The following is a 12,781-nucleotide window of genomic DNA, read 5'->3' as shown; positions in this document are numbered from 1 at the left end:
GGCTACGCGAAGGTTGCCCGCACGCTGCCGAGCCCTTCGATATGCGCGGTATAGGTGCCCGGTTGCGTCACCGTGACCATCGGGCCGAGCGCGCCGGTCAACACCACGTCGCCGGCACGCAACGGTGTGCCGAGCTGGGACATGCGGTCGGCCAGCCACATCGCGGCGTTGAGCGGATTGCCAAGGCAGTTCGCGCCGCCGCCGCCCGACAGCACTTCGCCATCGCGTTCCAGCGTCATGCCGGCGTTGAACAGGTCGATATCGGCCAGCGCGACCGGACGGCTGCCGACCACGAAGGCCGCGCTCGAAGCGTTGTCGGCCACCGTGTCGACGAACCGGATATCCCAGCCACGGATGCGGCTATCGACGATTTCGATCGCGGCCAGCGCGTAGTCCGTGGCGTTGATGATGTCGGCGTAAGTGTGCTTCTTGCGCGTGAGGTCGCGCTTGAGAACCAGCGCGATCTCGGCTTCGACCTTGGGCTGAATGAACAGGCCGAGCGGGATCGGCTGATTGTCGCCGTAGGACATGCTGTCGAACAGCGCGCCGAAGTCCGACTGATCCACGCCGAGTTGCTTCTGCACGGCGAGCGAAGTCAGACCGATCTTGCGGCCGACGATGCGCTCGCCCGCCGCCACGCGTGCATCGACGTTGGCCTGCTGCACGGCATACGCCATCGCCAGGTCGTCCAGCGCAATCTCGCCGCGAACCGGCTCGATCGCGTCGCACGCGAGTTCCGCCTTGCGCAGGCGATCCGCGAGCGCGTCGATAAGGGTGGCGTTTGCCATCGATTACCTTTTGTCTGTTATGGCTTCGTCACCGCAAGCCACGATCGATACGGATACCGAACTATTGTGCGTGCCTCTGCGACGAAGCGTCTGGTGAATATCAACCTGCGTGGTCAGGCTTCGAGCAGAAAAGCGATGCTTTGCTGATTGAAGGCGTCCGGCTGTTCATACTGGGCCCAGTGATCGCAACCCGTCATTTCCACGATGCGCGCATCCGGCGCAATCTCGGCGATCGCATAGGCGTTGCTGAGAAACATATTGGGCGCGTCCACGGCGGCAATGACCTGCATCGGCAGCGCGAGGCTACGCCATTGTTCGGCGCTGAGCGCCTGACCGCCCTTCGAGAAAGCGAGCAAACGCGGCATGGCAGCCTTCATGCGCGGGTCCTGATAGATTGCGAGGCGAACGGCGACGATTTCATCGGACAGCGTTTCCGGGTCCAGAATCAGGGCTTTCAGCGCGGCGGACACGGTTTCCCAGGTCGGCTCGGCTGCGGCGGTCGAACGACTCTTGCGCAGCTTTTCGGCGAAGCGTTGCTCTTCCTCCGGATCGGTGATGATGCCCGCCGGCGACACGAGAACCAGCCTGTCGACGCGTTCCGGGTGTGCCTGCGCCAGCGCGGCGCCAACCCACGCGCCCAGTGACACGCCCACCACGGCGGCCTTGTCGATGCCGAGCGCATCCATGAAGCTGCGCACGTGTTCGGCGTAGTGATTGATCAGGTAGTCGTAATCCGGCTTGTCGGTCCAGCCGCAACCGAGCATGTCGAGGCCAATGACGCGAAAGTGCTCGGCGTAGGCCGCGTAATTCGCGCTGAAATTCTCCAGACTGCCCGCAGTGCCATGCAGCAGGATGACCACCGGTGCATCGGCCGGTCCCGCTTCCAGATAGCGCGTGTTGACGCCGCCTGCATCGATCCACGCGAGCTTGTGAGGCGTCTTGAAGAGGTGCTGCCAGATACTCGTGTGCTTCATCATTGTGCGGGCCTCGCCGTCAGGTCCACCGACAGAAAGCCGGTGACGTTGCTATTGAACTCGTGCATCTTCTCGTAAGGCACCCACAGGCCGCAGTTGCCGTGGATATGAACGCGCGCCTTCGGAATCCGGGTCAGCATGAACAGAGCGTGGTCGTAGTTGATCGTCTGGTTATTGCGGCCCCAAATGACCAGTGTCTCCGCCTGAATCCGGTGCAGGTCCTGCCACAGCGGCTCCAGCGTTTGCCCCGGCTTGCCGCCATGCCCTTCCGGTGCCTGATTCATGAACTCCGGCTCGATGCTGGCTTCGTAGCGTTCGCGGATCACTTCCTCGGTCAGGATCGTCGGGTCATAGACGAGCCGCTCCAGATTTGCGCGCATGCGTTCCATGCTCGGGCCTTCGCCGCTGTAATAGCTGTGCGTGTCGGGCTTCGGCGGCATAGGCTGGAAAAGCGAGAGGCCGCCGGGCGAACTGATGACCACCAGCCGATCGACGCGCTCGGGAAAGTCGAGCGCCATCTTGAGCGCGACGGAACCGCCCGTTGCAAGCCCCATCACATGCGCGCGGCCGATATCCAGTGCATCCAGCATGTCGCGGAAGGTACGCGCATAGAAGCTCGTGCGCGGCCCTTCGATTCGAGGTTTGCCGGAGCGCCCGTAACCCGGCAGATCGACGATGATCGTCCGGAAGTTGCGCGACAGCGCCTCCAGATTGCGGCCGAAGTTGCCCCAGCCGAACGCGCCTGGCGCGCCGCCGTGGATGCACAGCAGGACCGGGCCGGTGCCGGCCTCGTGGTAATGCACCTTGACGGCGCCGGCCTGCACGAATTTCGAGGTGTTGTCTCTTGTGAGCTTCATTGATCTGCCATCCTGATCGTTACTGATCCGTGGTCTCTGCCGGATAACGCCCGAGCAAGAGGACTGCGAACGCGCCGACGAGACATGCGGCCAGCGACACCGCATGCACGAGGGTATAGGAGCCGAGGCGGTCAAAAGCGAGGCCGTACAGGAACGGGCCTGCCCCGCCACCCAGCGTCGCGGCCCCGAACAGGCAACCGTAGATCGAGCCGAACGAACGCTTGCCGAAATATCGGCGTGCCAGAAACGGAATCAGATCGCCTTCTGAGCCTGTCGAAATGCCGAGCAGCAGCGCAGCCAGAATGACCATCGACGGGACATGCGACGCATCGGTCAGGAAGATCGCGAAACCGACTGCGCCGACAAAGAAGGCAGTGCAGGCCACGAGCGGCGCGAACACGCGATCGAGCACCACACCCAGCCCCACTCGCGCAATCGCGAGACCGGCGCCGACGACGCCTGCCGCTTGTGCGCCGACATCGCGTCCAAGGCCCCGGTCGCTCGCGAACGGCGCGAGATGAACGAAGCCGCCGATGATCGCGCCCGAGATCAAGAACACGACGACCGCGAGCAGCCAGAAGCGGAAGCTGTGCACCGCTTCGCCGAGCGTGTAGCCTGCCTCGACGGACGCAGCCGCCTGCACATCGGCGGCGAAGTACTTCTGAGCCGGCAGATTCCGGAACATCAACCGATGCGCAACGAGGCCGAGCACAAGCGCGATCACCGCGCACACGCCGAACCAGTGGCGCCAGTCCATCGTCGCGCTGAGCCGGTTCGCGGCGATCGGCGCAACCAGCCCGCCGATACCGGTGCCGATCATCGCGAATCCGAGCGCCATGCCGAGCCGCTTGTCGAAGACGCGCGGCAGCACGCCGAGATAGCCCGCCGGCGTCGTTCCTGCCCCGAGAAAGCCGATCAGGAAGCCGATTGCGGCAATGTAGGCATGACTGGCCGGCGCAACGGCAAGCGCCGCGAGCGAGACCGCGAGCAGCACGATCGAACCCGCCAGGACCTTGCTCCATCCGAGCCGGTCCGCGAGATAGCCGACGGCAGGCCCGCCTAATGTCGTTCCGATCAGCGAAAACATCGGCAGCATGGCGACGGCGGAGCGGCCCCAGCCGAACGTCGCGGCCATCGGTTTCAGAAAGACGCCGGCGACGCTGAAAAACAGGGGGCCGAAGCCGAACATCAAGCCGATGGCGGCGCCGCAAACAATCCAGAAGCTCGCGGATTGACTGACTTTCGACGAGGCCTCAAGCGAGCCGGGCATCATCTTCGTGCTCAAAGGACTGCTCATGACGCTCTCCTTCTCAGAACTTGTGACGGATGCCGATCTGCGCGACCGCCTGATTCGCTGTCGACGACGCGCCCGCGCCGTTGGGCAACGTGGGCGACTGCGAATACGGCGTTACCGCGTAGAAATTGCCCGCGACATGCGCTCCGCCGAGTGCGTGCTGGAACGTGCCGACCGCGAACACATCGGTGCGCTTCGACAGGAGGTAGTCGAAGCCGAGCGTCGCGATGTCGTATTTGCCGCGCTTGCGTTCATCGATATAAGCGAAGCCTGCGCCAGCCAGAATGTCCGGCGCGGGGCGCCAGCTCAGGCCGCCCTCGTAGGCGTTCACGGTCACGGTGCCTTGCGGGGTATCCGACGCGTTCGTGTAGGTGTACACGCCGTTGACGGAGAAATTGCCGAACTTCACGAGCGCGCCGAGGGCTGCCGTATAGATCGACTTCGCGCCCAGCGCGACCTGGGCGATGGAGCCCGCGCCGGGTGCGGCATTGCCGCCATCGAGCTTGGTGAACGCGGCGCCGAACGAATACGGCGCATTGAAGGTGCCCGTCGGGCTGTACTTGAGTCCGACGCTCATCGCGCGCGGTACGGTCGACGTGCCGCCGAACCCGCCCGCCACGTTGCTGAAGCCATACATGACGCCCGCGTTGAAGCCGCCGACCGTGGGCGTCTCGTAGCGCACCACGTTGTGCACCTGTTCGCCCGCCAGCCGGTCGATGTCGTAACCGAGGTGGAACGAGTACACGCCACCGAACTGCCCGGTGTTCGAGTAGAACGTCACATAGTCGTAGATGAAGTCGTAGTCGTTACCGAGGATCAGTGTTCCCAACCGGTTGCTGGACAAGCCGACGAATGCGCGCCGTCCAAACAGCGCGCCGCCCTGCGCTGCGGCGCCGGAATTCACATCGAAGCCATTTTCCAGCGTGAACACGGCTTGCAGGCCGTTGCCGATGTCTTCCTTGCCGGTCAGACCCCAGCGGTCCGAATAGATCACGCCACTGTCCATCTTGAAGTTGCTGTGACCGCCGGCGTTGCTGATGTAGCTCAGGCCGTGATCGACGACGCCATACAGCGTGACGCTGCTTTGCGCGTGTGCAGCGCCCGCGAACGTCGCGGCGACTGCAGCGAGCAGGACTCCCTTCTTCATCTTTGTCTCCGAATTGCCGTTGAACGGCAATTTGTTTTTTAGAATGTCGATCGCACTACGATGCCGGCACGAGCTGCGGCGTCCGAACGCATGCATGATGCGGTTCGTCATCGCGAAATTTTTAATGGAATCGCCCGTTGCGGCAGAGGCTTGCCCGATATCACGGGCATTGCGAGAGGTGTCTGTTCCGGCTCAGTTCGCCATCAGTTGCTCGGCCTTTTTCACCCATTCGTCCTGCATCATGAAGGTCGGATTGGCGCGCACTGCCTTTTCCACCTGCGCCAGAATGTCTTCGTCGGACTGGCTCAGATCCAGCGGCAGGCTGACCGGCTGGCTGACGTACCAGGGCGTGTCGCAATAGATTTCCATCTGGTTGCCTTCGGGGTCCAGCACGTAGATGCTGAATGAATTGCCGTGGCTCTTGATCTGCGTGATCGTGCGGCCTTCGTCCTGCGCGCGCTTGTGATAAGCCCGCACCGTCGCGAGATCGTCAACCTGGAAAGAGAGCTGATTGATGATGGACTTGGTGCCGGGTTCGCGGCCGGCCACGAACACGATTTGATGATGCTCGCTCGGGTCTCCGCTCAGGAATACGCCCTTGCCGACCGGGCCATTGCCTTCATCCGTCTTGACCAGACCGAACCAGTCCGTATAGAAGTCCACCATCGTGTCGACGTCCATCACGTGAATACCGACGTGCTTGAAGCTGGCCTTGAGCGCCTGTGACATGCTGAGTCTCCTGTTTATAGGTCTGTCTGGTAAGGATATGGGTCGATAACTCTCTGACAAAGCAACATTTTCGACGCCTACATGACCTCACATCATGCAAGCGCCTTCATGACCATACTGGCGACCGCGCCGCGCCGTGGACGTCGCACCGGGTAGGCGCGTGCGCGCCCTCGCGGCCATGGGTCAGATCGCGGCCCCGCGAGTCACGAAGCCACCCGCCTCATTGGTTTCCACCGGCGTGAGCCGGCCCTCGGTGGCCGCGCGTTCTTTCTGGGCGCGCTGCTTGACCTGGTTGTCAGGCGTTTCCCAGCTGCGTTCATGCCCCCACAGGCTCATGCACCAGAGTTCGACGGGTTCCCAGCTTTCGCGGTCGATCAGCCGGCCGCCCCAGCCCGTTTCGATGAGAAAGCCGCCCGGCGTCTTCGAATAGAAGGACAGCATGTGGTCGTTGTCCCCCGGCGTCAGACTAGTTGTCGCCTCTGAACTTTCTTATCGAGAAGAGTCAGAGGTACAGGGTGAAGGCGAAACAAACGTATTCTGTTGAATTTAAGGAACAGGCGCTGTCGAAGGTCCTGCAGCGCGGCCCCCGAACGGTTGGAGCAGTGGCCGACGAATTGAACGTGAACGTACTGACGTTAAGGAAGTGGATGAGAGGCGCCGCCGCCGCGAAGCGGAGCTCGGGCTCCGAACACGCAAGACGTCCGGAAGACTGGTCGCTGGAAGAACGGCTGATGGCCTTGCAGGAGAGCCACGGGTTGGTCGACGAAGCGTTGAACAGCTGGTGTCGCGAGCGCGGCCTGTTCGCACATCATCTCGCGCAGTGGCGAGCGGATTTTTGCACGGTCGGTGGAACCGGTAGTCGGCGCGAGAGCGCCACGGAAGTCCGGGATCTGAAGCAGGCCAATTTCGAGCTGCAGCGCGAACTCAAACGCAAGGAGAAGGCGCTGGCTGAAGCTGCGGCGCTGTTGGTGCTGCAAAAAAAGCACCGTGCGCTGTTCGGGGGCGAGGCCGAATGACGGTCCCTGAAGAGCGCAAGGCATTGATCGACCTGATCAGCGAGGCGACCCTGGCCGGGGCTCGCCAGGCGCGTGCGTGCAGCATTCTAGGGCTCAGTGCTCGAACGGTTCAGCGCTGGCAGCGCGGCGAACCTGACGCGGTGGACGGGCGCTCGTTACGGCATCACGCGCCGCGTCACAAGCTCTCTGCCGACGAACGCGCCGAGCTTCTGGCGATCGCGAACTCGCCCGAATTCGGTCATCTGCCGCCAAGCCAGATCGTGCCTCGACTGGCAGACCAGCAACGCTATATCGCCTCCGAATCGACGTTCTACCGGGTCCTGAAGGCCGAGAAGCAACTCGCACACCGGCGCAGCGAACGGCCGGCACAGGCACGCAGCAAACCCCGTTCGGTTTGCGCCGATGCACCGAACCAATTGTATAGCTGGGACATCACGTATCTGCCGACCACGGTTCGTGGGCAGTACTTCTACTTGTATCTGTTTCTCGACGTGTTCAGTCGCAAAATTGTCGGCTGGCAGGTGTATGCCGAGGAAAGCAGCGTGCTGGCCAGCGAAGTCCTCAAGGACCTCTGCGCGCGCGAAGCGATACAGCCCGCCCAGGTGATTTTGCATTCGGACAACGGCGGCCCGATGAAAGGCGCGACGATGCTTGCCACCCTTCAGGCGCTGGGCGTCATGCCGTCGCTGAGTCGCCCGGGCGTGAGCAACGACAACCCTTACTCCGAGTCGTTGTTCAAGACCCTAAAGTATCGACCTGCTTATCCGCTCAAGGCATTCGATACCCTGTTTGCCGCGCGCACGTGGGTGGGCGCACTGGTGCGCTGGTACAACGAGGAGCATCGTCACAGCGCGATCCGGTTCGTCACGCCGGCGCAGCGTCATGCCAACCTCGATCAGGACATTCTGGATCGACGCGCGGCGCTCTACGAGTACGCCCGGCAACGCAATCCGCTTCGGTGGAAAGGCCCAACGCGCAACTGGCAACGCGTCGATGCTGTGCACCTGAACCCGGATCGAATCGATAACCAGGGCGGTACCCCACGACGCCCTAACCAGGAGAGAAAGGCAGCCTGAAATTATTCGTTGAGGCGACAACTAGCTTGAAAATTTCCGTTGTCGTGCCGGCCGAGGCTCGTCTGGATCATGCCGGGGATGGTCAACGCCTTGTCGTAGAGCCGGCCGACATCGTCCATGAAGTTGTATTCGACCATCACGTGATGCAGGAATTTGGCGGGCGTCTTGACCAGCGCGAGCGAATGATGCCGCGCGTTCGCATGCATGAAGCGAACCTTGATGTCCTTGTCGATGTAGTCGCTCAGGCCGAAGCCCAGCAGCTTCATATAGAAGTGCTCCATCTCTTCCAGCAGCGGCGTGCCGATCACCACGTGGCCGAAGCCGAGCGGCCCCGTGCGGAAGCCACCGATCGGACGGCCCGGCCGGAAGGACGCATTGTCGGCGCTGCGTCCGACAAAGAACTCGACGCGATTGCCATCCGGGTCCGCAACCCACAGCAGTTGCTGCACGCTGCGCTCGGCACGCTCTTCAGCGCTGCCCTCGTGCACTTCGAAACTTGCCGCGGTCAATTCGCTGCGCACGGTCTCGAGCGCTTCCGGGCTGTCGATCTTCATCCCGAGAAAACCGACGCCATTGCGCTCGGCGGGACGCACGAGCATCCGCCAGGCAAAGTCGTCCATGCGCAGTCCCAGTTGCCCGTGATCGAGCTGACGGACTTCGAATCCGACGTAATTCGCCGCGAAATCGCGCCACTCTTCCATGTGCGTGGCGTCGATGCCCAGATATCCGATTTCTTCGATTTTCAATTTGAGTCCCTCGTCAATTGGGCTGGCAGGCCGGCTCGCGCGGAAGCACCTGCGTCATCGCATATTCGCCGTTGCTGAACGTCAGCGGCTTGCCGTCGAAATGCGCGTACTGCTTCACCTCGCCGATCAGGATCAGATGATCGCCGGCTTCCTGAATCGAAACGCGCTGGCATTCCAGGTGCGCCACCGCTCCGTGGATCAGCGGTGCGCCGCCGAGCCCCGCTTCCCACGCCACCTGCTCGAACTTTTCCGGGTGGCCCTTGCAGAACCAATTCGACACCTCGATCTGATCGTGCGCGAGCACGTTCACCACGAAGTGCTCCGCACTCTGGAAGGCCTCGACACTTCGCGACTCGCGCCGGATCGACCACAGGATCAGCGGCGGATCGAGCGAGACCGAAGCAAACGAATTCACCGTCATGCCGACCAGTCCGCTGTCGTGGCTGGCGGTGATGACCGCCACGCCGGTCGGATACTGGCCGAGGCAGCGCCGGAATGCGCGGCTGTCATCCAGCGGGCGGCCACGCTCGAGCAGGGACGCCTGTCCCTGGCCGACGGCAACTTGTTCTTCCATCAACATTTTTCGCCTCCGTGAGGTTCGGGTGCTTAGCGCCAGTAGGCCGCGGCGCCAAAATCGACGACCTTGAATTCCGGCGCCGGCAGGCCCAGCAGCGAACGCGAATACGCGATGGCCGCGAATTCCTTGCCGCCCGTGCCGTGCACTCGCGACGCCATCAGGTTGCGGTAGATCAGTTGCATCGGATTGGAGGTCTGCGAAGCCACCGCGCCGACCATCGGCCAGATGTCGTGCACGACATCGAAGCAGGCAGCGAACGAATCGGCCGATTCGAAACGCACGCGCAGGCGTTCCTGATGCGAGATGGGCTCGCCCTTGCAAGCCTGATCGAAGATATGGCGCCAGTTGTTCAGCGTGCGCATGCGGATGTCGTTCATGCGCGTTTTGGCATCCGCGATCTTGAGATTGAGGAAGGGATTTTCGGCCAGTCGCGCGCCGGTTCCCATCTTCGTGTAGCGGTTGCGGGACTGCTCGAAGAACACGTTGACGGCTTCCATGGCGGTGCCGATCACGGTATTCGCAGCCGTTGCGTAGAACACGGTCATCCACGACACGCCGCGATACAGCGGCGTGGTGATGCTCTCATAGCCGGGGTTGATGTCGTTGACGACATCGGCCATCACGTGAATGCGGTGATTCGGCACGAACACCTTGTTCGCCGTGACCGCCTTGCTGCCGGTGCCGCGCATGCCCTGCACGTCCCAGCTGTCGTGGTCGATCACCAGATCGGTGATCGGCACGAGGAAATTGCGCTCGCCGCCGCCGAGCACCACGTAGTGCGCGAAGTCGACGCCGCTGGAGAAGGTCCAGCGGCCGTCGAGCATGTAGCCGCCCTCGACCGGCTCGGTCTTGCCGAGCGGCGCGTAGGAACTGGACGCGCGTGCATCCGGACCGTAGACGCCCCAGAAATCCTCGTGCATCTGCGGGTGCATCGCGGCGATTTCGAGGTTGTGACAGACGATCTGACCGGCGATCCACGCGGCGGAACTGTCGCATTGCGCGATGCGCATCAGGCCGTCGTAGAAGTCCGCCGGGGACAGCTCCAGCCCGCCGTACTGCAACGGCGTGAAGGCGCGGAACACACCGGCTTCGAGCATGGCCTCCACGCTCGCGTCCGGCACGCGGCAGTCGCGCTCGGACTGCTCACGGCCGGCGCGCAGCACTGGCGCGATCGCATCGATGGCCTTGAGGAATGCCTGGCCCGCTTCCAGCGCGCGCTGGCGGTAGACTTCGCCTTCGGTGACCGTGAAGGGTCGGGTTTCAATCACTGCGTCCATGTCGTGTCTCTTTTGGCGTAGTTCGAGTGAACACAGTTTAGGTGGCGCAGTTGCCCGATCTAAAGCGATTCCTTCTGCGTTAGAATGAGTTCAACTCATGCAAGATCGTTGAAATGAAGCGCCTTCCTTCCCTGACCGCCGTCAGATATTTCGAGGTTGCAGCCCGTCTGGAGAGCTTCACCGCGGCTGCCACCGAGCTCCATGTGACGCAGGGGGCGGTCAGTCGCATGATTCAGACGCTCGAGGAACAGCTCGAGGTTCGCCTGTTCGAGCGCAACGGCCGCTGGATCACACTGACGCCCGCCGGCAGGACGTATCACGAGCAGATCACGGCGGGGCTGAACCTGATCGCCGAGGCCGGCAGCCGGCTCAAGGAAAGCGCGGCGCAGTCGACGCTGGTCCTCTCGGTGAATGTCGGTTTCACGCTCTGGCTGGTGCGCAACATCGGCGACTTCCGAGTCCGGTATCCCGACATACAGGTGGACGTGCTGGCGGAGGAACTGAAGGAACTCGACCGCGACGCGCCCGTCGATGCGCGCATCCGCTACGGCTCGCCGCCCTGGCCGGGCTTCGATTCGGTCAGCCTGTTCGACACCACGCTGGCAGGCGTGGTGTGCTCGCCGCGCCTGAAGCAGCAGGCCAACGTGCACGAACCCGCCGACCTGCTCACGGCGCCCTTGCTGAGCGTGGCCGGCGCTCGCGAGGAGCCGTGGAAGAATTATTTCGAGCACTACGGGCTGCAAATGCCGAGCTTGGGCAAGTCGCCGCGTTTCCTGCAGATGCTGATGATGCGCGAAGCTGCCATGTCGGGCCTCGGCTTTGGACTAGTGCCCCTGTTCCTGTTCCAGGAGGACTTTAACGACGGGCGGCTCGTGCAGGCCATTCCGCACACGGTCCGCATTCACCATGGATACCACCTCGTCCACAGCAAGGGCGACCTCAATCCGAAGCTCAAGGTCTTCAAGAAGTGGCTGTTGGCCCGGCTTCGGACGTTGATCGATGTTTCATCGACGGATCGATGAAATGCAACGCGATGCGCCCATTGGTTCGGGCGCACGCCAGGATCGGCAAGCCCGCCACAGCGCAATCATCCCTAGCCGCCCACGCGCCTCATGAGACGCTCCGAAAGCCCTGGCCGACGAACTCGCCGACGACGTCCGCCGCGGCCGCATTCCGACTGGCGCGCGCCTGCCATCGCTGCGGCGGATCATCACGCTACGCCCATCATGCGCGGGCGCGACTGACCGAAAAAGCAGCAGATGGCGCGAATTCATGCGAAGCAGCGGGGCTCTCGTCCGGAGCCACTGCGACGCGAGCGCGCACGCAGATCAACGCACGCGCGCGAGCCTCCGGCGCGCATCGCCGGGTGCGGATTGCGCCGCGCGCGCCCATCCGGCCTGCGCGAACTCGGCGGCGAGAAACTCCACGCACGCCTTGATGCGCGCGGAGGTGGCGAGCCGCGACGGATACACGGCCCACACATCGGCGGGCTGCGTCGCGTGCGGCAGAATCTGCACGAGGCGGCCGTCGTCGAGATAAGGGCGCACGTTCCAGATCGAACGCAGAATCACGCCGCGTCCAGCGAGCGCCCATTGCACGGCCACTTCGCCGTCGTTCGACGCGAGCGATCCACGCACCTTCACGCGCACATCGTCGCCATCGTCCACAAAGCGCCATACGCCGAACGGATGATCGCGCTCCTTGATGCACAGGCATTCGTGCGCCTGCAAGTCCGCGACGCGCTGCGGCACGCCCCGCGCGCGCAGATAGTCCGGCGACGCGCACAGAATGCGGTGGTTCGTCGCGAGCCGCCGCGCGATGAGATGCGGCGCGATCTCGTCGCCGATGCGGATATCGAGGTCGTAGCCTTCGGCGGCGATATCGACGAGGCGATCGAAGAGATCGAGCCGAACGTCGAGCTGCGGATGCGCTTCGACGAAGCGCGCAAGCACCGGCGCGACGACATGCCGCCCGAAGCCGAAGCTGCTCGAAATGCGCAGCGTGCCGCGCGGCGCGCGCTTCACGCCGGAGACGTCGTCGACGAGCTGGTCCATGTCGTCGAGCACTTTCTCCGCCCAGCGATAAAGCCGCTCGCCCGCTTCCGTCATCGCGACGCGGCGCGTCGAGCGGTACAGGAGCGGCGCATCCAGCGCCGTTTCGAGCAGCCGGATGCGCTTGCTGACATACGCCGCCGACACCGAAAGCGCATCGGCGGCGGCGGAGAAGCTCGCCTTTTGCGCGACGACATGAAACACGCGCAGATCGTTGAGGTCGATACGAGGATTCATCGCCTGCTCCGT

General features: G+C 63.3%; 13 protein-coding genes. 2 read left to right on the top strand and 11 right to left on the bottom strand.

Translation table 11 applies throughout. From position 1 onward, the window contains the following. Nucleotides 1-2: 2 nt before the first annotated feature. The 7 genes from mhpD to LDZ27_RS23330 all read right to left on the bottom strand — a co-directional run bounded on the left by mhpD (nucleotide 3) and on the right by LDZ27_RS23330 (nucleotide 6,230). Nucleotides 3-788, bottom strand: a complete 786-nt coding sequence (gene mhpD, locus LDZ27_RS23360) for a 2-keto-4-pentenoate hydratase (protein ID WP_244817487.1) — start codon at nucleotides 786-788, stop codon at nucleotides 3-5. Between the two features lie 113 nt (nucleotides 789-901). After that, entirely contained in the window at nucleotides 902-1,648 is a 747-nt protein-coding gene (locus tag LDZ27_RS23355; protein WP_244817486.1) for an alpha/beta fold hydrolase, read from the bottom strand. Between the two features lie 113 nt (nucleotides 1,649-1,761). Next, nucleotides 1,762-2,619: an alpha/beta fold hydrolase gene (locus tag LDZ27_RS23350; protein WP_244817485.1), complete on the bottom strand. Its 858-nt coding sequence runs from the start codon at nucleotides 2,617-2,619 to the stop codon at nucleotides 1,762-1,764. Between the two features lie 19 nt (nucleotides 2,620-2,638). Further along, nucleotides 2,639-3,916: an MFS transporter gene (locus tag LDZ27_RS23345; RefSeq protein ID WP_244817484.1), complete on the bottom strand. Its 1,278-nt coding sequence runs from the start codon at nucleotides 3,914-3,916 to the stop codon at nucleotides 2,639-2,641. Nucleotides 3,917-3,929: 13 nt separating this feature from the next. Beyond that, nucleotides 3,930-5,060, bottom strand: coding sequence for a porin (locus LDZ27_RS23340; protein ID WP_244817483.1), 1,131 nt, complete (start codon nucleotides 5,058-5,060; stop codon nucleotides 3,930-3,932). A 192-nt stretch (nucleotides 5,061-5,252) separates the two neighbouring features. After that, a complete protein-coding gene (locus tag LDZ27_RS23335; RefSeq protein ID WP_244817482.1) occupies nucleotides 5,253-5,789 on the bottom strand; it encodes a VOC family protein in 537 nt (178 codons plus the stop codon). 183 nt (nucleotides 5,790-5,972) lie between these two features. Continuing rightward, on the bottom strand, nucleotides 5,973-6,230 hold the full coding sequence (locus LDZ27_RS23330) for a hypothetical protein (RefSeq protein ID WP_244817481.1): 258 nt from the start codon (nucleotides 6,228-6,230) through the stop codon (nucleotides 5,973-5,975). A 74-nt stretch (nucleotides 6,231-6,304) separates the two neighbouring features. Here LDZ27_RS23330 and LDZ27_RS23325 point away from each other — a divergent pair. Next, nucleotides 6,305-7,881 (top strand): IS3 family transposase gene (locus LDZ27_RS23325; protein WP_244814132.1). Its coding sequence is split into 2 segments (ribosomal slippage): nucleotides 6,305-6,773 and nucleotides 6,773-7,881, totalling 1,578 coding nucleotides; the frame shifts between segments, so codons are not numbered across the junction. Between the two features lie 2 nt (nucleotides 7,882-7,883). Here the strand turns inward: LDZ27_RS23325 and LDZ27_RS23320 are convergent. Genes LDZ27_RS23320 through LDZ27_RS23310 form a run of 3 tightly spaced genes read right to left on the bottom strand, consistent with a single transcriptional unit; the run spans nucleotide 7,884 to nucleotide 10,481 of the window. Further along, nucleotides 7,884-8,627 carry a VOC family protein gene (locus tag LDZ27_RS23320; RefSeq protein ID WP_244817480.1) on the bottom strand — a complete coding sequence of 248 codons (744 nt, stop codon included), beginning with the start codon at nucleotides 8,625-8,627 and terminating at the stop codon, nucleotides 7,884-7,886. Between the two features lie 13 nt (nucleotides 8,628-8,640). After that, nucleotides 8,641-9,207: a flavin reductase family protein gene (locus LDZ27_RS23315; protein WP_244817479.1), complete on the bottom strand. Its 567-nt coding sequence runs from the start codon at nucleotides 9,205-9,207 to the stop codon at nucleotides 8,641-8,643. A 26-nt stretch (nucleotides 9,208-9,233) separates the two neighbouring features. After that, a complete protein-coding gene (locus LDZ27_RS23310; protein WP_244817478.1) occupies nucleotides 9,234-10,481 on the bottom strand; it encodes an acyl-CoA dehydrogenase in 1,248 nt (415 codons plus the stop codon). A 113-nt stretch (nucleotides 10,482-10,594) separates the two neighbouring features. Here LDZ27_RS23310 and LDZ27_RS23305 point away from each other — a divergent pair, with 113 nt between their 5' ends. Then, nucleotides 10,595-11,503 (top strand): LysR substrate-binding domain-containing protein, encoded by a 909-nt coding sequence (locus LDZ27_RS23305; RefSeq protein WP_244817477.1) that lies wholly within the window; start codon nucleotides 10,595-10,597, stop codon nucleotides 11,501-11,503. 306 nt (nucleotides 11,504-11,809) lie between these two features. Here the strand turns inward: LDZ27_RS23305 and LDZ27_RS23300 are convergent, their stop codons facing one another. After that, on the bottom strand, nucleotides 11,810-12,769 hold the full coding sequence (locus LDZ27_RS23300; protein WP_244817476.1) for a LysR substrate-binding domain-containing protein: 960 nt from the start codon (nucleotides 12,767-12,769) through the stop codon (nucleotides 11,810-11,812). Nucleotides 12,770-12,781 lie beyond the last annotated feature (12 nt).

Origin of the sequence: Caballeronia sp. Lep1P3 (assembly GCF_022879595.1) — a bacterium.
Classification (GTDB): domain Bacteria; phylum Pseudomonadota; class Gammaproteobacteria; order Burkholderiales; family Burkholderiaceae; genus Caballeronia.
The sequence above is the reverse complement of the archived record's forward strand: the minus strand, read 5'-3'. Positions and strand labels throughout refer to the sequence as shown.

Excerpts from the sequence above, each read along its gene's own strand:
- mhpD (WP_244817487.1), bottom strand. The coding sequence starts at position 788 with ATGGCAAACGCCACCCTTATCGACGCGCTCGCGGATCGCCTGCGCAAG.
- LDZ27_RS23350 (WP_244817485.1), bottom strand. The coding sequence starts at position 2,619 with ATGAAGCTCACAAGAGACAACACCTCGAAATTCGTGCAGGCCGGCGCC.
- LDZ27_RS23345 (WP_244817484.1), bottom strand. The coding sequence starts at position 3,916 with ATGAGCAGTCCTTTGAGCACGAAGATGATGCCCGGCTCGCTTGAGGCC.
- LDZ27_RS23340 (WP_244817483.1), bottom strand. The coding sequence starts at position 5,060 with ATGAAGAAGGGAGTCCTGCTCGCTGCAGTCGCCGCGACGTTCGCGGGC.
- LDZ27_RS23335 (WP_244817482.1), bottom strand. The coding sequence starts at position 5,789 with ATGTCACAGGCGCTCAAGGCCAGCTTCAAGCACGTCGGTATTCACGTG.
- LDZ27_RS23330 (WP_244817481.1), bottom strand. The coding sequence starts at position 6,230 with ATGCTGTCCTTCTATTCGAAGACGCCGGGCGGCTTTCTCATCGAAACG.
- LDZ27_RS23315 (WP_244817479.1), bottom strand. The coding sequence starts at position 9,207 with ATGTTGATGGAAGAACAAGTTGCCGTCGGCCAGGGACAGGCGTCCCTG.
- LDZ27_RS23310 (WP_244817478.1), bottom strand. The coding sequence starts at position 10,481 with ATGGACGCAGTGATTGAAACCCGACCCTTCACGGTCACCGAAGGCGAA.
- LDZ27_RS23305 (WP_244817477.1), top strand. The coding sequence starts at position 10,595 with ATGAAGCGCCTTCCTTCCCTGACCGCCGTCAGATATTTCGAGGTTGCA.
- LDZ27_RS23300 (WP_244817476.1), bottom strand. The coding sequence starts at position 12,769 with ATGAATCCTCGTATCGACCTCAACGATCTGCGCGTGTTTCATGTCGTC.